Origin of the sequence: Pseudofrankia coriaricola (genome assembly GCF_001854805.1) — a bacterium.
Classification (GTDB): Bacteria; Actinomycetota; Actinomycetes; order Frankiales; family Frankiaceae; genus Pseudofrankia.
Window position 1 is genome coordinate 63,599 of record NZ_MBLO01000228.1, and the last position, 25,544, is coordinate 89,142.

The window sequence follows — 25,544 nt, forward strand, 5'->3', positions numbered from 1 at the left end:
CCCGCCGGCACCATCGCGCTGGCTCGCCAGGCACCGGACAGCCACCGGGGGCACCCGGGCTACCGGTGTCCCTGCTTGTGTGAGGTTCGTCATGTCCGCACTGCCCGGCCCTGTCCCAGTGCCGTCCCCCCGGACGCGCCGCGGCGCTACCCGTCTGGCAATCACGATGCCAGGGCTGCGCCGCGCCCTGCCAGGGCTGCGCAGGGTCCTGCCGGGGCCACGGCAGGCAAGCGTCGAGCTGGTCGCCGGGCTGGTCACGGCGCTGGCCCTGATCCCGGAGACCATCTCGTTCTCCGTCGTCGCCGGAGTGGATCCGGCGGTCGGGCTGTTCACCTCGTTCGTCATCTCGGCGGTGATCGCGTTCACCGGCGGCCGGCCGGCGATGGTCTCCGCGGCGGCCGGCTCGATGGCGCTCGTCGCCGCCCCGCTGGTACACGCGCATGGCTTCCAGTACCTCATGGCCGCGACGATCGCGGTCGGCATCCTGATGTTCCTGCTCGGCCTCGCCGGCGTCGCCCGCCTCATCCGTTTCGTGCCGCGGACCGTCATGATCGGATTCGTCAACGCGCTCGCGATCCTGATCTTCCTGGCTCAGATGCCGCATGTCTTCGGCCACGGCTGGCGGGTGTACCCGCTGGTCGCGGCGGGGCTGGCGATCCTGTTGATCCTTCCCCGGGTGACGAAGGCCGTGCCGGCGCCGCTCGCGGCCATCGCCCTGTTGACCCTCGTGACGACGACGTTCAACCTGGACGCGCCGACGGTCGGCGACGAGGGCGCGCTGCTCACCGGCCTGCCCCTGCCCGGCCTGCCGGACGTCCCGATGACCTGGGAGACCGTCCGGATCCTGCTGCCGTACGTGCTCGCGCTGACCGCGGTCGGCCTGCTGGAGACGCTGCTCACCGCGCAGATCGTCGACCGGATGACGGACACCCGCCATGACCCGAACCGGGAGGCCTGGGGGCTGGGCATCGCCAACCTCGTCGCCGGGGCGTTCGGCGGGATGGGCGGCTGCGCGATGATCGGCCAGACGATCCTCAACGTGTCGTCCGGCGGGCGCGGCCGGCTGTCCACCTTCGCCGCAGGCGGCTTCCTCCTGCTGCTGGTGCTGCCACTGCACGCGATCGTCGGCGTGATCCCGATGGCGGCCCTGGCGGCCGTGATGGTCGTCGTGGCGGCGATGACATTCGAGTGGAACAGCGTGCGCCCGACCACTCTGCGCCGGATGCCGGTCGGCGAGACGCTCGTGATGGTGGCGACGGTCGCCGTCGTCGTGCCGACCCACAACCTCGCGTACGGGGTGGTCGTAGGCGTGATCCTCGCCGCGCTGATGTTCACCCGCAAGGCCGCGCACCTGGCGAACGTGACCAGCGTGCTCGACCCGGAGGGCGGCGTCCGGATCTACGCGGTGCAGGGGCCGTTGTTCTTCGCGTCGACGGGCGAACTGGTGACCGCGTTCGACTACGCCCACGACCCGCCACGGGTCGTGATCGACCTTTCCGATGCCGACGTGCTGGACTCCGCGGCGGCCGCGGCGATCGACGACGTCCTGCACCGCTACGCGGGGCGGGGCCAGACAGCCGAGATCACCGGCGTCAGTCACGCCAGCGCGGCCCTGCTGCGCGGCATGACCAGCGCCAAGGCCGCGAGCTCCTAGGCAGGACGGTCCGGACCGCCGTCTGGGAGACCGCCGTCCGGAGACCCCCGCCCGGGCGAGAGCGGCGCGCCGATCCGTGGAGTGGGTCACTGGGGGCGTCCCGCGCGGCCCGCGGCGCCGATAGTGAAAACGGCCACGGCTTCGGTCGGTGTGCGGATCATCCGCCGACCGCGGTGTCGAGGCCACGCAGGGCCTCCCGGGCCTCCCGGGCCGCGCGGCGCGCCCGCGGGCCAGGGCATCCAGAGCATCGAGCACGCCTGGGGGTGCGGTGGGCACGAGCACGGTCGACGCGCAGGGCACGGCGATCGCCGGGCCGGTCGGCGATCCTGCCGGCCGCCCCGGAGGAACGGACGGCGTCCCGCCCGTCGGCGCCGAGGAGCCGCCCACGGAACTCGCCGCGACGCTCCCGCCCGGCTCGTTCCCCCGCCCCGAGTCCGAGCTGTTCAGCCTCGCCGACGTGCTGGCGGCGCTCGACCTCGCGGGCGACGCGACGCCGCCGCTGCCGGTGCGCGTCCTGCGCAGCCCCCACGGCGGGGTGCTCGCCGCCCAGCAGCTCGCCCAGCAGGTCGTGCTCGCCGAGCGGCTCGCGCCGGGCAAGTCCACCCAGACGCTGCACACCATGTTCCCCAACTCCAGCCGCTGGGACGAGCCGCTCGACGTCGACGTCGAGTGGCTCCAGTCGGGCCGCACGTTCGCGAACCTGGCGTTGACGTTCCGCCAGGGCGGCCGGGCGATCAGCCGCGGCGACGTGCTGCTCGGCGCCGACGCCCCGGACTTCGTGCGGCACGAGGCGGCGGCGCCCGAGCCCACCGACGGCCCGGCCTCCGCCCGGCCGGTCGACTACCCGTTGCTCCCCTGGGAGGTCCGGCTGTCGCCGGGCCCTGGGCCGTACAGCCTGGACGTGTGGCAGCGGATCCCCGGTATCCCCGCGGACCCGGCGCTGGGCCGCGCGCTGGTCGCCTTCGCGAGCGAGCCGTGGACCGGGCACCATGTGGCGAACAGCCATTTCCAGCGGGGCACGGCCAGGTTGGCGCCGGGCGAACGGCTGGCCGCCGCCGTGCTCGCCCAGACGGTGACGTTCGTCGAGGACCTGGACGTCGGGGAGTGGCACCTGCTGCGGGTCGACTCGCCGCACGCGGGCCACGGGCGGGTGCTCGGCCGTGGCCGGGTCTACACCGCGGACGGGAGGCTCCGTGCCGTCTTCGAATGCCTGGGCATGCTGCGTGCCCTCCCCGCGAAACCGACCGCCGCTCCCCCCGGGGCCCCTGCCTGACAGAACAGGCCGCTTCCGGCTTGCCGCCGGCGCTTTCTTTCATCACATGGTTGCGCCGTAGGACGCGAGGAACCTATTATTTTCCCGCTAGGCGCCGAGCCACCTTCGTGGCGGAACCGAGCGACCGAACTGAGCGACGGAACTGCCCCACAGGGAACGTCGTCACAGGGAACGTCGCCACAGAGAGGATCCGACATGCACTCGCTCGACATGCACACTGACGATGACGACCTCGTCGTAGCCGTCGAAAGGCTGTCCGAGGTCCAGGACCGCCACGACGCCGAGCACTCCGACAGCGACGGAAGCGACGGCTGACCGCAGCGAAATTCCGATCGAAGACGGCTGGTCGACGCGTCCCGAGCCGACCTTGGGATCTTCTGCCGCGGAAAAAAGAACACTCGCGACGGAGCATCTTCTGGTATGCGGTCTCGAGGGCGCGCTCGGCTGGCCCGATGTCGCTCCGCTGGGGCGCCAGTTCGGGCGAGGGCGGCTTGAGGACCCATCACTCTGTGACCGGCTGATGACCCCGTCGCGGCTTCTCGACATCGTGACGAGACGCCGGCTCGAACCACCCCAGCTGCGCCTCTTCCAAGACGGTCGCGAGCTCCATCCAAACGCTTTTCTTCGCCCCCAGGTGAACCGGCGCGGCCAGACGCTGCGCATGGTGGACACCCCGGCGCTGGAAAACCTGCTCGATACCGGCGTGACGCTGGTTCTTGACGCGGCTGAAATATTTGATCCCGCCCTGGAGGTCGCCACCCGCGCGCTGCGCTGGTGGTCCCATGAGGTGGTACAGGTCAACGCCTACCTGACGACCCGCTCGACCGGTGGCTTTCCACTCCACTGGGACGATCACGATGTGGTCGTCGTCCAGCTCGCGGGGAACAAGACCTGGGACGTCCGGAGCCATTCCCGGCGGGTACCGATGTACCGGGATGCCGTGCCGAACTCGGTCCCGAGCGAGGAGGTGGTCTGGCGGGGCACTCTCACGCCGGGCGACGTCCTGCACATCCCGCGCGGGCACTGGCACCAGGCAACGCACGCGGACCACGAGGAGCCGCTGAGCCTGCATCTCACCTTCGGCTTCGTCAAACGTACCGGCATCGACTGGCTGGCCTGGATCGCCGACCAGGCGCGCGAACTGGAGATCTTCCGGCGCGATCTGATCCGTTCCGGTTCCGATGAGGAGCGGGAGGCCGAGCGCGCGTGGCTCGAGGCGGCAGCCGTGGAGCTGCTGCGCTCCCGGCCACCGGCCGCCTTTCTGACCGACCGAGAACGGTCACGGCCCCCCGCGCGGCACGCGCCGGCGCTGCCGGCCGCGCACGAGCCGGACGTCGTCGTCTGCGTCACCGAGTTCGCCCCCGACGTCGAGCGCGCCGGTGGTGACCTCGTGGTCTACGCCGGAGGTCGAAAGATCACCGTACGGGAGCGGGCCGAGCAGGCGCTGGCGCTGCTGCTCAGTGGCTGCCCGATCGACCTGGAGCTGGCGGGCGTGGAATGCGGGATCAACGTCAGGCCGCTCGCCCAGATCCTCATCCAGGAGGGGATATGCACAGGCCTGACCGACGAGTTGTCCTCGGCCTATACCGGACTCGTCACCGGCGGGACCTCCTGGAAGCTGCCCTAGCGCACGGCGTCCGGGACCTGGACACCGCGTTCAACTACGCCGGTTTCGCGTCCCACGCCCGGCTCGCGGCCGCCGCCGCCGACCTGCTGCCCGAGTTTCACCTCTCGACGAAGGTCGGGTTCTTCCCGGCGCCGGCCGGCGGCGCTGGGCAGGAGCCCGGCATGGCGGGTCGTCGGGAGCACTCCCTGGACCCGGCCCGGCTGCGGGCCGCGCTCGAGACGAGCGCCGACAAGCTGGGCAGAGCGCCCGATGTCGTCTTTCTGCACAACCCGGAACGGACCCTGCGGGCGGCCGGGCCCGAGCATGGCCACGACCTCTTCCTGGCGGCCGCGGAGGCGCTCGCCGACGCGGCCCGGTCCGGGCTCTGCGGCGCCTGGGGCGTCTCGACCTGGGACGCCCAGCCGCTCATCGACGCGCTGTGCGCCGGCGGCACCGCGGCGCCACCCCGGCCGGGGCATCTGATGCACCGCGCCGGCGTGCTCGTCGGGCCCGACGCGCTCGCGGCGGCGGAGACGCTCGCGCGCCTGCTGGGCGTGGACGTCGGTGGACGCTGGGCGATGAGCCCGTTCAACGGCGATACCCGCCAGTCCTTCTGGGAGGACCTGCGTGTCACCGCGCTGCTCGGCGACCCGCCACCGGCCGGCGTCAGCACGGCGCAGGCCGCGTTCCGGCTCGCCTACGAGCTGCCGCCGGTCACCCGGGTGGCCGTCAGCACGAACGACCCCGCCCATCTGGCGGAACTCGCAGGCGCCGCGCGCCTGGACGTCGACCACGCACGAGTCCAGCGATACCGGACCCTCCTGGAGAATCGCCAGCGTCTCGTCGACGCGTCGTAAGGGCTCCCCGGCTCCCCAATGCTGTTCGGGCGCCCGGACGCCCCGGTGGCCGTCTCAGTGGACCGGACCGGCGGCCAGGAGGCTGTCCGTCTCCTCGGTCACGTCGACTTTCCAGTGGTAGACCGGCTTGGACAGCGCGGCCGTGCAGGTGTACTGGATGGCGGCGTCGTCCCGCTGCTCGCGGCGGAGCTCGATACGCCAGCGCCGGACGCCGTCATCCACCAGCACGTTGTACCGAGGGACAGCCTCCGGACGCGCGGGCGTCGCCATCGACGACGCCGCCCCCAGGGATCCTTTCCGGATCGCCGATGCCAACCCCCCGGAAAGCAGGGACTCGGAGCCAGTTGAGCGCGCGGGGAGCACTCCGGCCGGGATGTGGTGACCAACGCCGACCGGGCCGACGACGCTGATGGCCGGCAGGTCCGCCGGATCGCGCCGGTGGAACTTCTCCCGGTACCAGATCTCCGCCACCGCCTCGGCGGGCGTGACGCCGAGGCGTCCCCGCAGGTGGGCGAGCGGGAGGAGCCCCTCCTCGACGAGCTCGCGCAGGTCCTCGTCCGCCATGTCGTCGAGCCGGCCCAGCAGGTAGCCGCTCGGCAGCAGGACGGCCGTCGGCGCGAAACGATCCCCGCCGAGATGGCTGACGCCGTAGATGGGCGCGTCAGGAACGAGCTGCTGGACCCGGCGGATGAAACCGCCGCCCCGCACACCGCAGCAGGTGTCGTGCCGGCCGTGGATGCAGACGCCGATGAACTGCGGCACCGTGGTGGGCGCCGCGGCGTGCCAGGCACCGTCCGCCGATCGCGTGCTGATCTGCCTGCTGTATGTGTCCCAGACGATCGGGCTCTCGGTCGTCGGGCGGCCCGGGTACGGGCGGTAGTAGAGCGTCTTGAGACGGGTAGACGGCGGCAGTCGGAAACCGTCCGGTTCCGCCGGGCGCACCGCCTGAGGCCACGGCCCCGGAACCGGGAGGAAATGGAAGGCCTCGAAGTTCGGGATGGTTCCGCGCAGCTCCTCGTCGACCAAGCGCGACTGCGCGCCGCACCGGGCGAAGGTAGAATCGCCCATCACCGCGCGCCCATCCCCGCGCGCGGCTTCCGGCCCCGGGAAGTGCTGGGCCGTGGGAGCTTCTGCCACCAGGAACCTCCGAAGTCCGTCAGACCACGCTACTTAGGTATACTTGACCTTCTTAAGTTCACCTAACTTTACCCCACCCCCCTCGCCGCGTGCGCGTGCAAGCAAGCTGGTGACATGTGCCACCATCCGGCCCGGGTCAGAGACGGACCACACCCCCGTGCCCGTCTGGAGGGGTGAGCCGGCCTCAGGGCGGGTAGCTGGGGGACGGACTCGTCCCACCGCCCAAAGGAGACCCGACGACGCTGTTGCCGTCACGTTCCCGGAGGCCGCACGGTCTGCCGTCCTGACACACGTCCTGGCGGTCCTCCAGCCGGGATGGCTGCGTCATCGTCTCCCACGGGCGGGCAACGGTCCGCGGGACATGAACCGGGTCTGCCCGGTCAGGCCCACGTCAGTGCCTGGTGGGGCCGCGACAACGGTCGACCGCCACCGGGTCCACCTTGGCGCGAGGAGGCGGACATGACCGCTGGAAGATCGGCGAGGGAACCGTCCCGCCCGTCGGGCGCGGCCGAAGGCGCCGCCGCCCACGACCCTGCCGGCATGCGAGCCGGCCATGACGCCGCCCGGGGCACCGGCCACACCGGGCGCGCTGGCCGGCCCACCAACGGCCGGCGGCTCGCGCTCGCACTGCCGCTCGCGGCGCTGGCCGCGCTCCTGACCGGCGGCGGCCCGGTCGCCGCGGCGGCGTCGCCCGCGGCCTCTTCCACAGCGCCGGGGCCCGTGGCCACCGCGTCGCCCACCACCGCGTCGCCCACCGGCGGGCTGTCCGTGGCCCAGGCGATCGCGGTCGTCCGGGCGAGCGGGTACACCCCGACCGACACCACCGGCTACGACCCGGACCGGACGTTGAGCGTCATCCTCGGCATGCTCGCCACCTCGGTCGACGGCCACCCGCAGCGGGCGTTTCTCTTCCACGACGGGCGCTACGTGGCGACGGACGCGGCCGTGCCGAGCGCGACCGTCAGCTGGATCTGGTCCACCGACGACACCGTCGCCCTCCAGTACCAGCTCTACCGCCCGGAGGACCCGATGTGCTGCCCGACGGCCGGCGCCGCCACGGTTCGCTTCAGCTGGAACGGTGCCGCCGCCGCGCCGCGGGACACGCTGCCGCCCACGGGCTGGAATGCGCCCGCGAGCCGGCGGTGACTCCCGCCGAAGCCGTTGTGTGACCGGTCAGCCAGCAGGTGCTGGCACCGCGGGGGCCGTCCCGGCCTCGGTGTCCGGGACGGCCACGGCGGCTGGTGCGGGCAGGACGACCGCGTCAGGCTCCGTCCCGGCCACGAGTGCCCGGCCGAGCGCGGCGGCGAGCGTGCCGCGCGGCGCCACCTCCACCTCGCCCAGGCCCAGCCAGGCCGACATGGCCACAAGCTCCGCCGCGAGCGCGGCCGCGACCGCTCCGGGCGCGGGGACGGACCTCGCGGCGCCGCGCGACCCCGCGTCGGGCTGGTTCTCCGCCGGCTCCAGCCAGGCGGCCGGCACTCGCAGCACCCCGGCCGCCCGGTCGGCCTTCAGGTCGACCCGGGCGACGAGCCGGTCGCCGAGCAGGAACGGCAGCACGTAGTACCCGTGGCGGCGCTGGTCCGCGGGGGTGTAGACCTCCAGCTTCACTTCCATGCCGAACATCCGCCGCGTCCGGGCGCGCTCCCAGATCAGGGAGTCGAACGGGGAGAGCAGCGCCGTCGCCTCGACTCGTCGCGGGATCGCGAGGCCCGGGCGCAGGTAGGCGGGCGATGACCAGCCGTCCACCGCGACCTCCACCAGCTCCCCCGCTTCGACCAGCTCGGCCAGCCGGGGGCGGACGGCCGCCGCGGGCAGCCGGAAGTAGTCACGCAGGTCGGCGGCGAGCGCCACCCCGAGCCGGTCCGCGGCGTGCAGCAGCAGCGCGCGGTGCGCCTGCGCCGGGCCGGGTGTCGGGGCGGCGCGTACCGCCGCCGGGATCACCCGCTCGGGCAGGTCGTAGGTCCGCTCGAAGGTCGTCCGCCGGCCGGCGGCGCAGACCTGACCGGTCCACAGCAGGAACTCCAGCGCCCGCTTCCCGTCCGCCCAGCCCCACCAGGAGCCCCGACCGCGCCCCGGCTCGGACAGCTGGGACGCGGTGACGGGGCCGCCCTCGGCGACCTCGGCGAGCACCCTGGCGACGTAGTCCGCCCGGTCCTGGCCGAACCGCGCGAGCCCGCCCCACATGCCGTCGCCCGCCAGGGCGGCCGCGGCCCGCCAGCGCAGCAGCGGCTCCCACTCGATCGGCACGAACGACGCCTCATGGGCCCAGTACTCGTAGGCCCGCCGATCCCGGTGCACATAGTCGTCCAGCGCCGGCCGCGCGTAGGCGCCGAGCCGCGACCAGCCCGGCAGGTAGTGCGACCGGCTCAGCACGTTCACCGAGTCGATCTGGAGCACGCCGACCCGTTCGAACAGCCACCGCAGCCGCCGCCGGTCCGCCCGCGCCCCCGTCGCCACGGATCCCCGGGCCCGGGTAAACCCCTGCGCCGCCAGCGCCAGCCGCCGCGCCTGCGCCGCCGTCAGCCGTTCCGTCGTCGACCGCTCCGTCGTCGACCGCTCCGTGGGCCCGCCAGCGGGCGTCTCGGCCACCGTCATGGACGCACAGTACGGTGTGGATCCGACATTCAGCCGGCCGAGGAACCGGCCCCGGAACCGCTCGGCGCGCCGCTTGCCGCCGGAGCCGCCGGCGCCCGCGCCGAGGTACCGGCCGGGGCCTGGCCGAGCCGGTCGGACGAGCCGTCCGGCTCGGACGGGGCTGGCGGCGGCGGGAACACGGCCGACAGGACGGCGACGGCCTCCGCCAGCTCGTCGAACGCCGCGTCGAGCGGCCCTGGCTCGCCGGCCGGGGGCTCCGGGCGCTGGGCGGGAACGGCGTTCGCCGGCTCGGGACGGCCGGCGATGGAGCGGCGGACCGAGCCGATCCGGCGCGCGAGCCCACCGGCCCGCCGCCGCGCCGCGCCGGCCGCGAGGGCCGCCGGAGCGTCGGCCGCGGCCAGCGCGAGCGCGTCCACGGGCTCCCGGCAGCCCCGCACCGCGTCGACGGCGTCCGCCAGATACGGCGCGGGTCGGCGCGCCACCCTCCAGACCAGCCTGCGGGCAGCGAGCGTGCCGGCGATCAGCTCCAGCTCGCCGACCGCGTCCAGGAACGCGGCCCGGTGGGCCGCGGCCGGGCCCGTCTCGGCCCTGGCGACGGCCAGGAGCAGGTCGGTGAGCGCGGCGAGCGCCCTGGCCAGGCGCGATCGGGCGAAGTCGCGGGAGCGGACCGGCAGCACCAGCCAGCTCGCGGCGACCGCGAGCACCGACCCGACGGCCATCGCGGCGAGCCGCTCGGCCAGCATGTGCCCGGCCGTGAGGCCGAAGTAGCCGTAGAGCAGCGCGAGCACCGCCGTCACACCGGCGGCCCAGAACGCGTAGTGGACGGTGCGCAGGCACAGCGCGCCGGCGAGCACCAGGAAGATCGCGACGACCGTCCAGGCGCTGTGCGCGGGCGCAGCCGCCACCACCGCGGTCGCCACCGCGGTCCCGACCGCCCCGCCGGCGAGGCGGGCGACGCTCTTCACCGCGACATCACCGCGACCGCGGTTACCGGCGGCGACGATGTAGGCGGTGACCACCAGCCACGGCCAGTGATCCGGGAACGCGACCCGCCCGACCAGGAACGCCGCACCAAGCCCGACCGCCATCTGCGCGGCCATCCTGCTGGCGGGCGCTGGACCCGCCTTTCGGGCGCGGGGCGACGGAGGGGCGGGAGCCGCGGGAGTGACCGGAGCCGCCGGAGCGGCCGGAGCGGCGGCAGTCACGCCATCGGCGGCTGCGGGCGAGGGCAGGAGCCGGATGCGCTCAGCCAGCGCGTTCAGGGTGAGCACCCAGAACGACGCGATCATCGCCATCAGGGCGGACCACCAGCGCGTCGAGCCGTCCGGAGCGGCGACGGCCGGCGTGATGAGCAGCGCGATGAACGGCAGCGTCGCGAGCGTGCCGAGGCGAGATGCCGCCGGGCCGAAACGGCGCACCCAGATGCCGGCGCTGATCCCCAGCACGAACAGGGTGTCACCGACGTTCGGGTGCTCGACCATCAGCCGGCCAACCTCGCTCGCTACCACCGCGACGACGGGCAGCAGGGCGAGCCGGAGCGCCATCGGCGCCCGCGCACGGCCGAGCGCGGCGGCGCGGCTCGCGCGGGTCCGCTCGACCCGGGCGAGCGTCAGCGCCAGCACGACGGCCTGGACGACGACGCCGAGGCCCAGATGCGCCGCGCGCTCGACCTCCAGCGCGCTGCCGAAGGATGCGAGAACGGCGGCCATGGCGACGGCGGCCGCCGGCACGCCCCCGCGCAGCGCGGCCGCGAGAGCGGTCACGCGCCGCCTTGGAAGGGCAAACGCGGACATGTTCAGCAGCATCTCACCGGTCCCGGCCGCGCGAGGCTGTCCGCGCCACGTCTCCACGGCCAGGAAGGACAGTCCCACCGCCGCGCTCCGCGATCTCCGCGATCTCCGCGACCGCGGGACCGTCGCGACGAATGGTAGGTTGGATTTTCGAACTCACTGGGCGCGCCCTCCCGCGGCATCGGCCGCCAGGGTCGCCCCGCGCCCATGGAGGGAGGCGGGCACGGTGGCCCAGACCGGGCGGGAGTGCTCGATCGCGAACGCGCTCGCGGTCGTGGGCGAGCGGTGGAGCCTGCTCGCGCTACGCGAGATCAACCTCGGAGCGACCAAGTTCGACCAGATCGCCCGCAACACCGGCGCGAGCCGCGACATTCTGGCCGCCCGCCTGCGCGCGCTGGTCACGGCGGGCGTCATCGAGCGCCGCCTGTACCAGGAGCATCCACCTCGCCACGAGTACGTGTCGACCGAGGCCGGCAAGGCTCTGCGGCCCGTGCTGCACGCGTTGATGGAGTGGGGCGACCGGTACGCGACCGAGGGCGATCCGCCCACGGTCCTGGCGCACGACTGCGGCGCCGAGCTGCGCGCACAGGCCGTCTGCTCGCATTGCGGTGGTCCGGTCGCCTGGGGCGAGAACACCCGCCTTGTCCGGCTCGGCACCGTCCGCTGACCGTGGCGCGCGGGCGAGCCCGACCCGGCCTCGAAGGCCGCCGCCGGCCTTCGTCGCCGGCTCCCGTATCCAAGGTCACAATGGCCTCAGTTGCGATTTCCAACCCACGGGCGGTACACCAATATCAGTGAGTTGGGTTTTCCAACCCTCAACGAGGAGGCCGTCATGCGGGACGCAGTGATCGTCGACGCCGTCCGGACCCCGGTCGGCAAGGGCAAGCCGGGTGGGGCGCTCGCCGGCGTGCATCCCGTCGACCTGCACGCCCACGCGATCCGCGCGCTGGTGGAGCGGACGGGAATCGACCCCGGGCTCATCGACGACGTGATTGGCGGAACGGTCGGGCAGATCGGCGAGCAGAGCTCCAACAACGCCCGATGGGCCGCGCTCGCCGCCGGACTACCCGAGTCCGTGCCCGCGGTGACGATCGACCGTCAGTGCGGCAGCAGCCAGCAGGCGATCCACTTCGCGGCGCAGGGCGTCATCAGCGGCGCATACGACGTCGCCATCGCCTCCGGCGTCGAGTCGATGAGCACAGTGCCCATCGGCAGCTCGTCCGCGGGCCGCGACGCCTCGGGGCCGGGCGTCGCCGCTCGCTATCCCGACGGGCTGGTACCGCAGGGCATCTCCGCCGAGCTGATCGCACAGCGGTGGGACCTCTCCCGCGTCAGGCTCGACGAGTTCGCGGCCGAGAGCCACCGGCGCGCGGCCGCGGCCTGGGGCGACGGCCGTTTCGACGCGGAGGTCGTCCCTCTCAAGGCCCCCGCGCCCGATGGCTCGGGTTCGCTGGTCCAGGTCACTCGGGATCAGTCGATCCGGCCCGCGACGACGGCGGAGGTGCTCGCCGGCCTGAGGCCCGCGTTCCGCTCCGACGCGTGGGCCGCGCGTTTCCCGGCCCTCGACTGGCGTGTCACCGCGGGCAACTCCTCGCCGGTCAACGACGGTGCCGCCGCCGTCCTGATCACCGACGGCGACACCGCCCGCCGGCTCGGCCTGCGCCCGCGTGCCCGGCTGCACAGCTTCTCCGTCGTCGGCGACGACCCGCTGCTCATGCTCACCGGCGTGATCCCGGCGACCGAGAAGGTCCTGCGCCGCGCCGGCCTGCGCATCGAGGACATCGACGCCTTCGAGGTCAACGAGGCGTTCGCGAGCGTGGTACTGGCCTGGCAGGCCGAGACCGGCGCGGACCTCGCCAAGGTCAACGTGAACGGCGGTGCCACCGCGATCGGGCATCCGCTCGGCGCCAGCGGCGCCCGGCTGATGACCACGCTGCTGTCGGTGCTGGAGCAGACCGGCGGGCGCTACGGCCTGCAGACCATGTGCGAGGGCGGCGGCATGGCGAACGCGACCATCGTCGAGCGGCTCTGACCCACGCGCCGGCCGGGGCGGTTCCCTGGCCGGCTGCCCGCCGCATCCATAGCCTTTGCGTCATCAGCCCCCCCGACAGGGCGCAACTCGCGGGGAGGTCTACGGTCATGGCCGACAAATGCGCCTATTTGCGCGAAGCGTCCGCTTTCCGGACAGGGACAGACGCGCAAAGCGGGCATTCCATCGGTTCGACCCCGCGAAGGCACCCATGGACAACGAGACACCACAACCGCCGGCCGAAGCTGGACGGCCAGCAGGCGGGCCGCCCCCCACGGCCGCCAGCTGGGCACCCCCGACCGGACAGCCAGTCCCACCACAACCGGGCGCGGGCCAACCCGGCCCAGTCCCGCCGGGTCCGCCACCCAGTTGGCCGCCGGCTTCCGGCTCACCGGCCGCCGGGACCACGCCCCCATGGCCGCGGCCGCCCGGCGGCCCGGCGGCGCCCGGGTCTGCCCCACCGCCGGCCCCGAGCAAACCGCCACGGCGCGGCCGCGTCGTGGCCCGCCGGGTGCTCGGCGTCGTCGTCGCCCTGGTCGTCGCCGGCGGGGTGCGCTACGGCGTCGCGCAGGCCATCCATCACGGCGACGGCAACGACTCCTCGTCGTCGGACTCCTCGTCGACGTCCTCCTTCGCCGCGGGCAGCTGCGTAAAGATCACCGAGCAACCGCGAGTGATAACGAGCAGCCCGCAGAACGGCGAGTTGAAGTCGCCGCCCCAGTACGGCCCGGTGAAGTGCGACGACGAGACCGCCTACGCCAAGATCACGGCACTGGACGTCGCCGACGGCGCGGCGGCGGACCCCCTTGGCGGCACGTCCTCGGTGGCCGACGTCGGTTGCCCGGCCGACACCGACGAGATCGTCACACTGACGAACAGCCTCAGTCTCGAGAAGAGCACAGGCTGCCTGCGCAACCTCAAGGCGCCGCACCCGGGCGACCTGGGCGGAGGCGGTGGGCTGATCCGCATCGGCGACTGCCTGGAGGTGTACGACAGCTACTCGAACAACCTCGGCGAGGTGCCCTGCACGAATGAGGAGTGGATCGTCGACGGCGTGAGTTTCGGCAAGATGTGGTTCGGCAAGATCGCGGGTCGGGTGGACGCGAAGAACCAGTGCCCGCCGCAGGCCAGCTACTCCGTGGAGATCGACGCCTCGAGCAAGAGGGTTCTCTGCGTGGCGAAGGATGGCGGCTGGCTCCCCGGCGTCGGCGACTGTGTCGACGCGAACAGCTTCAGCGCGTCCGACCCGTCCGCAAACCCGCGGCGGCGCTTGTGCACTGACCAGTACCTCGCCATGCAGATCATCGCGATGCTCCCCGCCGGCCAGCCCTGTCCCGCCGGCTCGGGACCCAGCGGCCTGCCTGGCTACCTCCAGACGGTGTGCGGGCGCACCATCCTGTGAGCGGACGCCCCGCGCAACAGGCGACGGACGGGCGGCGTCAGCCGCCCGCCTACGCGCGGACCAGGCGGGCGAGGAGGTCGTCGTAGGCGGAGAGCGGCGGGATGACGGCGGAGGCGTCCTTGCCCGCGTCATCCCAGCGCCGCACCGCGGCGGCGTCCTCGGCGTATCCGCCCGCCTGGAACGCGGCCAGTTCGCCGCCTTCGAGCGGGCCGCCCTGCATCGCCAGCGTCTTGCGGGAGATCGGCGACAGGACGTCGTAGTAGCCGGGGTCGACGGCGCAGAGATAGCGCTTCGCGTCGACATGCAGGCGCACCGGTTCGGTCACCCCCGGTCCGAACCATCGTGACAGCCACGCGGCCCCGGTGTCCTCGTGCCGGATGTCGTCACCGCGCGCCAGCGCGGCGGCCGAGTCGCGGTCCAGCATGTGCCCGACGTCGTGGAGCAGGGCGGCGGCGACGAGCGCGGGCGCGGCGCCGGCGGCGACCGCGCGGGCCGCCGTCCGCAGCGAGTGCCCGGCCACCGAGACCGACTCGCCCAGGTACTCCGCCGAGCTCGCCGCGTCGAACAGCGTGTGGATGGCGGCGAGCGCCTCGCCCGCGCTCATCGGGCCACCGCCGGCACGGTCGCCACCGCGGGCGTGGTCGCCACCGCGGTCCGCGCCGCCGGCACAGGTGTCACAGATGTCACAGATGCGACCGGCGCCGGGCGCCGGGCGCCGCTTCCGTCGCGGCGCAGCACGTCGAGCGTGCCGCGAAGACCGTCCATGTCCACGTAGCCGCCCTGCAGATGGCGGCCGCCGCCCGCCGGGTCCGGCTGGAAGGCGGTCCGGCCGTGCAGCACCCGGGTGTTGTCGAAGATCAGGCAGTCGCCGGGCGTCAGCCGCAGCGTGACCGCCAGGTCAGGCGCCTCGACCACGGCGGCGAACGCGGCGAGCGCCCGGTAGACCTCGGCGACCTGGTCGGGCTCGACCTCGGGTGGCTGCAGGGCCCGGTCGTTCCAGCGGACCTGCGTCACGGCACCCTCGTTGTCGATCGCGATGATCGGCGCGCGGGCGGTGAGGATGGTCGTCGGCCCGTCGTAGCGGAACGGCAGCCAGACCCGGGTGAGCGTGTCGAACGCGGCCGCATCGACGTCACGCAGCCGGCTCGCGGCGGCGAAGCCGTCGATGAGCGTGGTGTCTCCGCCCTCGCCGGCGGCCCGCAGGCAGTGCAGAAGCTGCACGGTCGGCGCCGGGTCGCGGTAAGGATTGTCGGTGTGTGGCGCAAGGGCGGCGCCCGTGTAGGCGAGGTGCTCTGGGTCGGCCTCGATACGAACATCGAAAAGCTTGCCGTAGTTCGTTTCCCGGACGAACCCGAAGGTGCGGGCGACCGCGAGCACCATCCCGGACCGCACAGGCACCTCGGTGAGGATCGCCGCCCCCAGTGCCGAGACCGCGCCGAGCGTGGTCATCATGGCGACCGGCGAGCGCAGGTAGGCATCCCAGGCCACCCGCGGCGGCCCGGCGGGCAGGGCGGCGGCGGTCCACGGCACGCGGCCGCGCTCGGACTGGTCCCCGATCCGGGCCGCTCGCCCCGGGGCGCTGCGCGCCAGCCAGTCCAGCTCGAACGTCGCCCGATGGCCGTCGGGCGCGAACACGACCGTCAGCCTGCCCTCCGCCAGTTCATGGTGCTCGACGGCCGTGTCCGGGAACAGCCGGGCCACCCGCGCGGACCCCACCAGGCGCTGCCCGGTTCCCGGGTGCCGGCACTCGGCGCATCCGCAGGCGTCGCGCAGCCACAGCGCCGGCAACACCAGATCATCGATCGTGAGTACGCTGACGGGCCCCGCCAAGCTCATCGCCCCAGCATTCGCCCGCGCCACGACCGGATGATGACGTCATCCTGAACCGCCGCGAACACCCAGCTGACGACTCCGCCCGCTCCGCCTCAGCGCGGTGGGAACGGCGCGGGGATGACGAGGTCGACGTTGCGGTCGAGACGGGTGCCGGTACCGGCACCGCCGCCCGGGTCCGGGTCCGCGTCGTTCCCCGGGCGGCCACGACCGCCGGTTGGTCTACGGATGACCCACCATGAACCCGCGGGTAACCGGATGCCGAGTGGCAAACCTCCCACCTGGGGCCGACGGCGGCTCAGGGACGGGCGAGTTCCGCCTCGATCAGGCGGTGAGAGCGCGCGGCCGGTGGAGCGGTACGGACGGCGAGCTCGAAGATCGCGATACTGAAGGCGATGACGACGGCGAGGTCGACCCAGAAAGGGATGACGGCGAGACCGCCGCCGAACTGGCCGAGCCAGGAGATGACGGTCAGGCCACCCAGCCACGGCACCAGCCACAGCGCCGAGCGCCATTCCAGCGCGGGCCAGCGTCCCGCTGGCTGGGTTGCCCGGTAGCCGGCGAAGACCACGAGCCCGGCGACGATGCCCATGGCCAGCTTCTGGTCGTTCTCCCACCCGGCCCAGTAGACGATCAGGTTCGACGTGGCGAACGCGACCCGGGACAGCACGGCGGCCATCGGCAGCCGATAGGGGCGTGGCCGGTCGGCGTCGGCGCGACGCAGCACCATCAGGGCGACCGGCGCGAACGCATAGGTCAGGAACGTCGCCGAGCTGATCAGCGTCACCAGCTGCTGCCAGCCCGGGAACGGCAGGAACATCACCAGTCCGATGCCATACGCGAGCAGGATGGCCACCACCGGGGTGCCGCGGCGGTCCAGCCGGGTCAGGCCGCCCGGAAGATAGCCGGCCCGGCCAAGCGAGTACGCCAGCCGGGCCGAGGTGCCTACATAGATCAGCGCCGTACCGCCGGGAGAGACCACCGCGTCGATGTAGAGCAGCACGGCCAGCCAGGTGAGCCCAAGCCCGGTCGCGATCGTCGCGTAGGGCCCGTAGTCACCTTCGCCGACCGGATGCCCCCAGCCCCCCGCGATCCACGCCGGGTCGAGCGCCCCCAGGAAGGCGACCGCGAGCGCGAGGTAGACCGCCGTACCGAGCAGCGTCGCCAGGATCACGGCGCGCGGGATGTCGCGGCCCGGGTTGCGCGCCTCGCCGCCCATCTGGACGGCCTGCTCGAAGCCCTGCAGCGCGAACACGACGCCGGCCGGCAGCGCCGCGAAGATCCCATGCACGCCGAACGGGGCGAACCCGCCACCCGCGTGGAAGTTCCCCGGCGTGAAGGCGACGGCCAGCAGCGTGGCGACGGCCACCACCGGGATCAGGAACTTCCAGACGACCGTGACGGCGTTCGTGTCCGCGAGCCGCCGCACGCCCAGGACGTTGATGACCGTGCACAGCCCGAGCGCGGCGGCCCCGAGCGCCAGGCCCGGGCCGGTGAGGGTGCCGCCCGGGCTGACGAGCCCCGGCCAGACGTTGTTCAGGTAGGACAGCGCCGCCTCGGCCTCGATCGGCGCGAGGGCCACGGCCTGGATCCAGGCGAGCCACCCCGCGACGAACCCGGCGAGCGGGCCGAGCGCCAGCTGGCTGTAACGCGCGCTGCCGCCGGCGACCGGATAGGCGGCGCCCAGCTCGGCGTGCACCAGCGCCAGGCCGGTGATCAGGATGCCGGCCAGCACCCAGGCGACCAGCGACGCGGGGCCGGCGACCCGGGCGGCCGTCAGCGCGCCCAGCAGCCAGCCGGAGCCGATGATCGACCCGAGCGAGACGAACGTCAGCCCGAGCAGGCCCAGGTGCGGCGTCATCTTCCCGGCCCGCGGCGGCACAGCCCTTGGCGGCATAGCCCTTGGCGGCACAGCCCTTGGCGGCACAGCCTCCGGGTCCTGATCTGACGAGCCGAGGCGCGAAGTCAGCTGGTCCGGGCCTGACGGCCGCGGCAGCTCGATTTCGCCGCGCCGCATGGCCGGTTGTCTCCCGTAAATGGCCGACCGCCCCCCACTTTCCAGATATCGCGACCACCGAAGAACACACACCAGGAAGCCCGTCGCCCAGTGTCCGGCGAACGGGCGCAGGCCGCCCGCCGGAGTGTGTCCGAACGTCGCATCGACGCCAGACCCATGGCTCGACCCTGCATTGCCGCCCACAAAGCGCCGGAGAACCGGAGAACCCTGGAACCGCGAGATGATTTCCCGGAAAATGCTTCTCGCTCGCCCCGAGGAGTGCCTTTTGACAACCAGGAAACCGCATGACAGGACCATCCTCGTCCGGAAGAATGCCCCGCATGCTGCTGACCCTGACCACGACCGCGCGTCCCGCGACCGATCTCGGGTTCCTGCTGCACAAGCACCCCGACCGGGCGCAGCGGTTCGACACGGCGGCGGGCGGCGCCCATGTCTTCTACCCCGAGGCGGCCGAGGAGCGTTGTACGGCGGCGCTGCTGCTCGACATCGACCCCGTCGGCCTGGTCCGGGGCAAGGGCCCGGGCGGCCGCGGCGGGGCCCCGGAGGCCCACTACGTCGACGACCGGCCGTACGCGGCCTCCAGCCTGCTCGCGGTCGCGATGGCGGCCGTCTTCTCCACGGCGATGGCCGGGATCTGCAAGGCCAGGCCGGAGCTGGCCGCGACGCCGATCCCCCTGGAGATCCACGTCCCGGCGCTCCCCTGCCGGCGCGGCGGGGCGCCCCTGGTCGAGCGCCTGTTCGCGCCGCTCGGCTGGCGGGTAGCCGCTGTCCCCGCCCCGCTCGACCCGCTGTTCCCGGAGTGGGGCACGGCCGCGCACCACGACGTGACACTCACCGGGACGGTCCGGCTGGCCGACGCGCTCACCCAGCTCTACGTCCTGCTGCCAGTCCTCGACGACGGCAAGCACTACTACGTCGGCCGCGACGAGATCGACAAGCTGGTGCGCGAGGGCGCGAGCTGGCTGCCGGGCCATCCGGAGCGCCAGCTCATCGCCCGCCGCTACCTCGCCCACCGGGCCGGCCTCGCCTCGGCCGCGCTGTCCCGCCTCGGCGGCGTCGAGGACATCCCCGACGAGGATGTCTCCACCGGCTTCGAACCGGACCTGCTCGCCTCGGAGACCGAGACCGAGGCCGAGGCGGAGGCGGAGGCCGAGGCCGCCGGCACGACCGGCTCTGAGCCGTCGCCGCAGGCGCGGGACGCGCCGCGGGAGTCACCCGACGGAACGGAGCGAGCGGCCGGGACGGCCGCGGCAGAGACACAGTCGCGCCCGCCGTCGCTGGCGGCGCTGCGGCGGCAGGCGATCCTCGACGTGCTGCGGGCCGCCGGCGCGCGCAGCGTCGCCGACCTCGGCTGCGGCGACGGGAAGCTCGTCGGGGACCTGCTCGCCGACCCGCGTTTCGCCGAGATCGTGGCGGTCGACGTCTCGCACCGCGCGCTCGAGCTGGCCGCCCGCCGGCTGCGGGCCGACCGGCTGCCCGACCGGGTGCGGGCGCGGCTGCGGTTCGTCGCGTCGTCGCTGACGTACCGGGACGCCAGGATCGCGGGCCTCGACGCGGCCGTGCTCAGCGAGGTCGTCGAGCACGTCGACCCGCCGCGGCTGCCCGCGCTCGCCGCCGCCGTCCTCGGCGAGGCCCGGCCGCGGCTCGTCGTGATCACCACGCCGAACGTCGAGTACAACGTCCGCTACGAGGGGCTGGCACCGGGCGCGCCGCGCCACCGCGACCATCGGTTCGAGTGGACGAGGGACGAGTTCGCCGCCTGGGTCAAGGACCTCGCCGCCCATTACCCCTACACCGCCCGCCTCGGCGGGGTCGGCGCCGCGGACCCGGAACTCGGCGCGCCCACCCAGCTGGCCGTACTGGACAGGATCGGTGACGCGCGATGACCCACACACCGACCGAGGAACCGGTTGTGATCGCGATTCCCGAGATCTGCCTCGTCGTGCTCGTCGGCGCGTCCGGCTCGGGAAAGTCGACGTTCGCCCGTACCCGTTTCCAGCCGACGCAGGTGCTCTCGTCGGACTTCTGCCGCGGGCTGGTCGCGGACGACGAGAACGACCAGTCCGCGTCCGGCGACGCCTTCGACGTGCTGCACTACATCGCCGGGAAGCGGCTCGCCGCGGGCCGGCTCACCGTCGTCGACGCGACGAACGTCCAGCGGCACGCCCGCCAGTCCCTCGTCGAGCTGGCACGCGAGCACGACGTGCTGCCGGTGGCGATCGTGCTCGACCTGCCCGAGCGGGTCTGCCTGGAGCGCAACGCCACCCGCCCCGACCGCGACTTCGGCCCGCACGTGATCCGGCGCCAGCGCGCCGACCTGCGCCAGTCGCTGCGCGGCCTTGCCCGGGAGGGCTTCCGCCACGTCCGCGTGCTGCGCTCGGAGGCCGAGGTGTCGGCGGCGGCCATCACCTATACCAAGCTGTTCAGCGACCTGCGGCACGAGACCGGCCCGTTCGACGTGATCGGCGACGTCCATGGCTGCCGCGCCGAGCTCGAGACGCTGCTCGTCGGCCTCGGGTACAAGCTGCGCCACGACGAGGCCGGCCGCCCGTCCGGCGCGCGCCACCCGGCGGGGCGGCGCGTGGTGTTCGTCGGCGACCTGGTCGACCGCGGGCCGGACACGCCTGGCGTGCTGCGCCTCGCGATGGGCATGGTCGCCGACGGCACCGCCTTCGTCGTGTGCGGCAACCACGAGAACAAGCTGGTTCGCGCGCTGCGCGGGAAGAAGGTGACGGTCTCGCACGGGCTCGCCGAGTCGCTCGCGCAGCTCGACGCCGAGAGCGCCGAGTTCCGCGACCAGGCCACGCAGTTCTGCGACGGGCTCGTCGCGCATTACGTCCTCGACGGCGGACGGCTGATCGTCGCGCACGCCGGGCTCAAGGAGGCTTACCACGGCCGCGCGTCGGCCCGCGTCCGCTCGTTCGCGCTGTACGGGGACACCACCGGCGAGACCGACGAGTACGGCCTGCCGGTGCGCTACCCGTGGGCGAACGAGTACCGCGGCACGGCAACCGTCCTCTACGGCCACACTCCCGTGCCCGAGCCGGAATGGGTGAACAACACCCTCTGCCTGGACACCGGCTGTGTCTTCGGCGGCCGGCTGACCGCGCTGCGCTACCCGGAACGAGAGCTGGTCTCGGTCCCGGCCGGCCGCGTCTACTTCGAGCCCGCCCGCCCGCTCGCCGAGCCCACCCCAGTGACCGGCCCGGCCGTCGCGGACCTGGCGTCCGCCGACGCGCTGCTGGCGACGCTGTCACCCGTCGCCGTCGACCCGCTCGCGAACGCCGGGCACCGGGAAGGCGACCTGCTGGACGTCGCCGACGTGCTCGGCCGGCGGGTGGTCGAGACGCGGCATGGCGGGCGGGTGGGGATCCAGGCGGAGAACGCGCTGGCCGCGCTGGAGGTGATGAGCCGGTTCGCGGTCGACCCGCGCTGGCTGGTCTACCTGCCTCCGACGATGAGCCCGCCGCCCACGTCCACGCTGCCCGGCTACCTGGAGCACCCGGTCGAGGCGTTCGAGGCCTACCGAGCCGACGGCGTCGACGAGCTGCTGTGCGAGGAGAAGCACATGGGGTCGCGCGCGGTCGCGGTCGTCTGCCGGGACGCGGATGTCGCGGCGGCCCGGTTCGGCGCGACCGACGGGACCACCGGCGCGGTGGTCACCCGCACGGGCCGGCCGTTCTTCTCCCCCGGGCTGGCCGAGGAACTGCTCGGCCGGCTGCGGGCCGCCGTGGCGGAGGCCGGGCTGTGGGACGAGCTGGGTGCCGACTGGCTGGTGCTCGACACGGAGATCATGCCGTGGAGCGCCAAGGCCAGCGAGCTGCTGTCCCGGCAGTACGCGGCGGCGGGGGCCGCCGCCCGGGGCGCCCTGCCGGCCGCGGTCTCGGCCCTCGCGGCGACCGCCGCGCGCGGGATCGACGTCGCGGGCCTGCTGGCCAAGACCCAGGACCGGCTCGACAACGCGGCGGCGTTCACGCGCGCCTACCGGCGCTACTGCTGGGCGGTCGACGGCCTGGCCGGCGTGAGGATCGCGCCGTTCATGCTGCTCGCCGGCGGTCCGGCGAGCCGGGCCGCGGCCGGGACGACGTACGTCGACCGGCCGCATGACTGGCACCTGGCGGTCGCCGACCGCCTGGCCGCGGCCGGCGGCGACCTCGTCACGACCACCCGGCGGGTCCCGGTGCGGGTGAGCGACCCGGCGTCGGTCGCTCTCGCCGTTGCCTGGTGGGAGGAGCTGACGTCCGAACAGGCTGGCGGCGAGGGGATGGTCGTGAAGCCCGCGGCCGGGCTGGCTCGCGGCCGGCGCGGCCTCGTCCAGCCGGGTGTCAAGGTCCGTGGCCGGGAGTACCTGCGGATCATCTACGGCCCGGACTACCTGCGCCCCGAGCATCTCGACCGCCTGCGCTCCCGTGGCCTCGGCCGCAAGCGCTCGCTGGCCTTCCGCGAGTACGCCCTGGGCCTGGAGGCACTGGAACGCGCCGCCGCCGGCGAGCCCCTCTGGCGCGTCCACGAATGCGTCTTCGCCGTCCTCGCGCTCGAGTCCGAGCCGGTCGACCCCCGGCTGTGACCCCCCGCCGCTACAGCGGCTCGGGGGGGATGGCCTCGTACCGCCGGACCAGCGCGCGCGTGAAGGGGTGGTCGCCAGGCCAGCGGACGTCGTCGATCGCCGCGACCGGACGGACGCCGGTCGCGGCGTTGGTGGCGAACGCCCCGTCCAGGTGGGGCAGGTCGGCGAGCGTGACGGCGGTCGTCGTCGCGTCCGCGCCGAGCTCCTGGTCGATGAGCCGCATCGTGACGCCTGGCAGGCATTCGGCGCTGGGCCACAGCACGCGGCCGCCGGTCACGAACCCGAGGTTGGACGTCGTGGCCTCGGACAGGACGCCGCCGGCGTCGGTGAACACCGCGTCGTCGTAGCCGGCGCGCTGGGCGGCCCGCCGCAGGCGCAGCGCGCCGAACAGCCCGACGTGCTTGACCTCGGGCAGGTCTCGCCGGTAGCACGCCGACCGCAGGCGCAGCCCGGGCGGCGCCGCCGCCGCGGCGGCCGGCCGGGGCGCGGGTCGGGTGGTGACGAGGAGGCGCGGGACAGCGTCGGCGCCGAGGCGGCCGAGCCGCAGGTCCGGGTCAAAGACGGTGACGCGGACGACGACCGGCGCCGTCGTGCCGGCCATGGCGCGGCGGATCAGGTGACGCACCCGGTCGGGGTCCAGCTCGGCGTCGAACAGCTGGCGGCAGTCGCGTACCAGGCGCTCCAGGTGCAGCGACAGTCCCCGCACCCGCCCGTCCGCCACCTCCATCGAGGTGAAGTGCCCGTAGTTGACGAGCGCGAGCGCCTCGAGCTGGTCGACGTCGATCGCGACGCCGTCGAGCTCCGCCATGCCGCCCAGTGTGGCATCCGGCCACCTGGGCCGACCTGGCCGGCGAGATCAGAGCACCTCCTCTGGCATCCCGGCCGCCCGCGGCCGAGCGCGGGCGACGGCCCCCGAGCAGTGCTCGGGGGCCGTCGTGAGATCTCCTACCCGGAGCCAGCTTTCACCCCCCGGGCAGGCGGCGCGACCTCAGTAGTGAAGGTTGCCGCGTGCGGCCTTGATCGACCCATCCGTGTTGAGGATGAGCCAACGCGGGTCGGGGTCGTGGAAGTCGAACAGCCTGCCCAGGCTGCCCGCGCGCGTGTCGAACGAGCCGTCGCCGACGCGGCCGAGCGACCAGTTGTCCTCGACGAACTTCAGGATCGAGGCCTGCTCCGTGTACGAGTGGTCGACGTAGTTCGCCTTCGCGAACGGCGAAATCACCAGCAGGGGCAGGCGCTGGCTGGGTCCGCACCGGTCCTGGTAGCCCTTCGCGACGCCGGCCTTCGCCACCGCGCCGGTGCAGATCGCGGAGTCGTTGGCGGTGTCGGACGAGCCGTTCAGGATGGTCGGCGCGACGTGGTCGTACCAGCCGTCCGAGTCGTCGTAGGCGATGACGACGGCGGTGTCATGCCAGGCCGGGGAGCTCTGGATGGCGTTGATCTCGGAGACGAGGAAGTTCTGCTCGTCGGTCGGGTCCGAGTAGCCGGGGTGGCCGTCCTGGTACTCCGAGGCCTTCAGGAGGCTGACGGCCGGCAGGTTGTTCGCCTTGAGCGCGGCGTCGAAGTCCGTCAGGTCGTAGTTGTGGTTGGCCTGGTCCGTGTGGCCGATCGCTCGGACGGAGGAAGGCGGCAGGTGGTGCGGGTTCGAGGTGGACTCGTAGTACCCGAAGGGCGAGTGGTGCGGGCTGTAGTCCACCGAGCTGGCGCCGCCGATGTTGGTGTGGGTCGAGCCGCACACGGCGTAGGTGCCGGGGCCGGCGTACGGGGTGGTCGGCTTGAAGCCGCCCTGGAACCAGCCCCACGTCACGCCCTTGGCGTTCAGCAGGTCGCCGACGTTCTGGCCCGACATCGCGGCGAGCGCGTTTGTCGCCGTGTGGTTCTTGTCGGAGCAGTCGTCGTAGTACGGGTCAGGGTCGTTGATAACCGTGCCGACGCCGTTCGCGTCCGGGGAGACCACCGTGTACGCGTCGCTGACCTGCGCCCCGGTCGTCGGGTTGTGGGCGGTCACGCCGTGGGTCTGTCCGGCGACCAGGTTGAGCACGCCGGGAGTCGACGGCCCGAACGTGGTGTCCCACGAGTTGTCGCTCATCGCGAAGTACTGCGCGTAGTTCCACATCGCGGGGACGGTGTTGCCGTCGTAATAGTCCATCGTCAGGCCCGGCGCCTTGTACAGGTTGCCGGAGCACGTGTCGACGCTGACGTTCTGGACGAACTTGTCCATCAGGCCGCCGTCGAGTGCCTTCTGCTCCGCGCCGTACCCGTGGTTCTGGTCGCAGGTGAGCGCCTGGGACGAGCTCAGCCGGGTGGGGGGGTACGTGTTCGGGTTGCTGGTCAGCAGGCCGCTGGAGACCAGGTTGTTGTTGGCCGGCGTATGGGGCCGGGCCGTGAACTGCGTACCGTCCGTGTTCGCGGCGGTCGGGTACGTGCCGAAGTAGTGGTCGTACGACACGTTCTCATCGAAGATGACCACGACATGCTTGATCGGCGTCGTCGTCGAGCCCGAGTGGTCGGCGGGCGGCGTGGCTGACGACGGCTGCATCTGGAACGCGGCGATACCGGCCGCCGCGGCGGCCGCGGCGGCAACGGCCAGGCCGGCGCGCCGAAGTCGCGTACTGAGGGTCACGCGCTGCTCCTCTCGTCAGGGCTCCCGGGGCTGCTTCTCCGCGCCGCGGCGATAACTCCGCCCCGCGGTGCCCAGCGGAGCAGATTCGTCCTCTCAGGCGGCCGGGCGGGGCTGAAAAACTAACGAGAAAGCGAACGCTGTCCGTCTATCGACACACATCTTCG

General features: G+C 73.3%; 18 protein-coding genes. 10 read left to right on the forward strand and 8 right to left on the reverse strand.

The genetic code is table 11. The annotated features are described in order from the left end of the window. The first annotated feature begins 91 nt into the window (after positions 1–91). The 4 genes from BCD48_RS28680 (at position 92) to BCD48_RS28695 (ending at position 5,390) form a co-directional block, all read left to right on the forward strand. The gene (locus BCD48_RS28680) at positions 92–1,654 is read left to right on the forward strand and encodes a SulP family inorganic anion transporter (RefSeq protein ID WP_071051507.1); all 1,563 of its coding nucleotides are present in this window, start codon (positions 92–94) and stop codon (positions 1,652–1,654) included. A 268-nt stretch (positions 1,655–1,922) separates the two neighbouring features. After that, the gene (locus BCD48_RS28685; RefSeq protein ID WP_071051508.1) at positions 1,923–2,927 is read left to right on the forward strand and encodes an acyl-CoA thioesterase; all 1,005 of its coding nucleotides are present in this window, start codon (positions 1,923–1,925) and stop codon (positions 2,925–2,927) included. A 520-nt stretch (positions 2,928–3,447) separates the two neighbouring features. Continuing rightward, positions 3,448–4,554, forward strand: a complete 1,107-nt coding sequence (locus BCD48_RS28690) for a cupin domain-containing protein (RefSeq protein ID WP_241842052.1) — start codon at positions 3,448–3,450, stop codon at positions 4,552–4,554. Next, the gene (locus BCD48_RS28695; protein ID WP_071051539.1) at positions 4,476–5,390 is read left to right on the forward strand and encodes an aldo/keto reductase; all 915 of its coding nucleotides are present in this window, start codon (positions 4,476–4,478) and stop codon (positions 5,388–5,390) included. Before BCD48_RS28690 ends, BCD48_RS28695 begins: the two co-directional genes overlap by 79 nt. Positions 5,391–5,444: 54 nt before the next feature. On the opposite strand, the gene BCD48_RS28700 is transcribed toward BCD48_RS28695, so the two are convergent. Further along, positions 5,445–6,458 carry a sucrase ferredoxin gene (locus BCD48_RS28700; RefSeq protein ID WP_071051510.1) on the reverse strand — a complete coding sequence of 338 codons (1,014 nt, stop codon included), beginning with the start codon at positions 6,456–6,458 and terminating at the stop codon, positions 5,445–5,447. Between the two features lie 528 nt (positions 6,459–6,986). On the opposite strand from BCD48_RS28700, the gene BCD48_RS28705 reads away from it, so the two are divergent. Continuing rightward, on the forward strand, positions 6,987–7,673 hold the full coding sequence (locus BCD48_RS28705) for an LppP/LprE family lipoprotein (protein WP_241842053.1): 687 nt from the start codon (positions 6,987–6,989) through the stop codon (positions 7,671–7,673). 27 nt (positions 7,674–7,700) lie between these two features. On the opposite strand, the gene BCD48_RS28710 is transcribed toward BCD48_RS28705, so the two are convergent. After that, a complete protein-coding gene (locus BCD48_RS28710) occupies positions 7,701–9,122 on the reverse strand; it encodes a winged helix-turn-helix domain-containing protein (RefSeq protein WP_071051511.1) in 1,422 nt (473 codons plus the stop codon). Between the two features lie 29 nt (positions 9,123–9,151). Then, positions 9,152–10,885 carry an FUSC family protein gene (locus tag BCD48_RS28715; protein WP_131804119.1) on the reverse strand — a complete coding sequence of 578 codons (1,734 nt, stop codon included), beginning with the start codon at positions 10,883–10,885 and terminating at the stop codon, positions 9,152–9,154. Positions 10,886–11,138: 253 nt separating this feature from the next. On the opposite strand from BCD48_RS28715, the gene BCD48_RS28720 reads away from it, so the two are divergent. From BCD48_RS28720 to BCD48_RS28730, 3 genes are all read left to right on the forward strand, one after another. Then, positions 11,139–11,579, forward strand: coding sequence for a winged helix-turn-helix transcriptional regulator (locus BCD48_RS28720; RefSeq protein ID WP_071051513.1), 441 nt, complete (start codon positions 11,139–11,141; stop codon positions 11,577–11,579). 165 nt (positions 11,580–11,744) lie between these two features. Then, the gene (locus BCD48_RS28725) at positions 11,745–12,944 is read left to right on the forward strand and encodes a thiolase family protein (protein ID WP_071051514.1); all 1,200 of its coding nucleotides are present in this window, start codon (positions 11,745–11,747) and stop codon (positions 12,942–12,944) included. Positions 12,945–13,440: 496 nt separating this feature from the next. Beyond that, positions 13,441–14,343 carry a hypothetical protein gene (locus tag BCD48_RS28730; RefSeq protein WP_083419345.1) on the forward strand — a complete coding sequence of 301 codons (903 nt, stop codon included), beginning with the start codon at positions 13,441–13,443 and terminating at the stop codon, positions 14,341–14,343. Between the two features lie 49 nt (positions 14,344–14,392). On the opposite strand, the gene BCD48_RS28735 is transcribed toward BCD48_RS28730, so the two are convergent. The 3 genes from BCD48_RS28735 to BCD48_RS28745 all read right to left on the reverse strand — a co-directional run bounded on the left by BCD48_RS28735 (position 14,393) and on the right by BCD48_RS28745 (position 18,034). Then, positions 14,393–14,947 carry an HD domain-containing protein gene (locus tag BCD48_RS28735; RefSeq protein WP_071051516.1) on the reverse strand — a complete coding sequence of 185 codons (555 nt, stop codon included), beginning with the start codon at positions 14,945–14,947 and terminating at the stop codon, positions 14,393–14,395. Next, positions 14,944–16,179, reverse strand: a complete 1,236-nt coding sequence (locus tag BCD48_RS28740; protein WP_083419346.1) for a TauD/TfdA family dioxygenase — start codon at positions 16,177–16,179, stop codon at positions 14,944–14,946. Before BCD48_RS28740 ends, BCD48_RS28735 begins: the two co-directional genes overlap by 4 nt. A gap of 292 nt (positions 16,180–16,471) precedes the next feature. Beyond that, positions 16,472–18,034: an APC family permease gene (locus tag BCD48_RS28745; RefSeq protein WP_241842054.1), complete on the reverse strand. Its 1,563-nt coding sequence runs from the start codon at positions 18,032–18,034 to the stop codon at positions 16,472–16,474. Between the two features lie 476 nt (positions 18,035–18,510). Here BCD48_RS28745 and BCD48_RS28750 point away from each other — a divergent pair, with 476 nt between their 5' ends. Together BCD48_RS28750 and BCD48_RS28755 are read left to right on the forward strand one after the other, a co-directional pair. Further along, on the forward strand, positions 18,511–20,076 hold the full coding sequence (locus BCD48_RS28750) for a 3' terminal RNA ribose 2'-O-methyltransferase Hen1 (RefSeq protein WP_071051517.1): 1,566 nt from the start codon (positions 18,511–18,513) through the stop codon (positions 20,074–20,076). Continuing rightward, a complete protein-coding gene (locus tag BCD48_RS28755) occupies positions 20,073–22,757 on the forward strand; it encodes a polynucleotide kinase-phosphatase (RefSeq protein ID WP_071051518.1) in 2,685 nt (894 codons plus the stop codon). The genes BCD48_RS28750 and BCD48_RS28755 overlap by 4 nt, the downstream gene beginning before the upstream one ends. Before the next feature lie 10 nt (positions 22,758–22,767). Here the strand turns inward: BCD48_RS28755 and BCD48_RS28760 are convergent, their stop codons facing one another. Both BCD48_RS28760 and BCD48_RS28765 read right to left on the reverse strand, forming a co-directional pair. Beyond that, entirely contained in the window at positions 22,768–23,565 is a 798-nt protein-coding gene (locus BCD48_RS28760; protein WP_071051519.1) for an aminotransferase class IV family protein, read from the reverse strand. 180 nt (positions 23,566–23,745) lie between these two features. Then, the gene (locus BCD48_RS28765) at positions 23,746–25,380 is read right to left on the reverse strand and encodes a phospholipase C (RefSeq protein WP_071051520.1); all 1,635 of its coding nucleotides are present in this window, start codon (positions 25,378–25,380) and stop codon (positions 23,746–23,748) included. Between the last annotated feature and the right edge of the window lie 164 nt (positions 25,381–25,544).

Excerpts from the sequence above, each read along its gene's own strand:
- BCD48_RS28740 (WP_083419346.1), bottom strand. The coding sequence starts at position 16,179 with ATGAGCTTGGCGGGGCCCGTCAGCGTACTCACGATCGATGATCTGGTG.
- BCD48_RS28755 (WP_071051518.1), top strand. The coding sequence starts at position 20,073 with ATGACCCACACACCGACCGAGGAACCGGTTGTGATCGCGATTCCCGAG.
- BCD48_RS28695 (WP_071051539.1), top strand. The coding sequence starts at position 4,476 with ATGCACAGGCCTGACCGACGAGTTGTCCTCGGCCTATACCGGACTCGT.
- BCD48_RS28700 (WP_071051510.1), bottom strand. The coding sequence starts at position 6,458 with ATGGGCGATTCTACCTTCGCCCGGTGCGGCGCGCAGTCGCGCTTGGTC.
- BCD48_RS28745 (WP_241842054.1), bottom strand. The coding sequence starts at position 18,034 with ATGACGCCGCACCTGGGCCTGCTCGGGCTGACGTTCGTCTCGCTCGGG.
- BCD48_RS28760 (WP_071051519.1), bottom strand. The coding sequence starts at position 23,565 with ATGGCGGAGCTCGACGGCGTCGCGATCGACGTCGACCAGCTCGAGGCG.
- BCD48_RS28750 (WP_071051517.1), top strand. The coding sequence starts at position 18,511 with ATGCTGCTGACCCTGACCACGACCGCGCGTCCCGCGACCGATCTCGGG.
- BCD48_RS28680 (WP_071051507.1), top strand. The coding sequence starts at position 92 with ATGTCCGCACTGCCCGGCCCTGTCCCAGTGCCGTCCCCCCGGACGCGC.
- BCD48_RS28735 (WP_071051516.1), bottom strand. The coding sequence starts at position 14,947 with ATGAGCGCGGGCGAGGCGCTCGCCGCCATCCACACGCTGTTCGACGCG.
- BCD48_RS28725 (WP_071051514.1), top strand. The coding sequence starts at position 11,745 with ATGCGGGACGCAGTGATCGTCGACGCCGTCCGGACCCCGGTCGGCAAG.
- BCD48_RS28705 (WP_241842053.1), top strand. The coding sequence starts at position 6,987 with ATGACCGCTGGAAGATCGGCGAGGGAACCGTCCCGCCCGTCGGGCGCG.
- BCD48_RS28710 (WP_071051511.1), bottom strand. The coding sequence starts at position 9,122 with ATGACGGTGGCCGAGACGCCCGCTGGCGGGCCCACGGAGCGGTCGACG.
- BCD48_RS28690 (WP_241842052.1), top strand. The coding sequence starts at position 3,448 with ATGACCCCGTCGCGGCTTCTCGACATCGTGACGAGACGCCGGCTCGAA.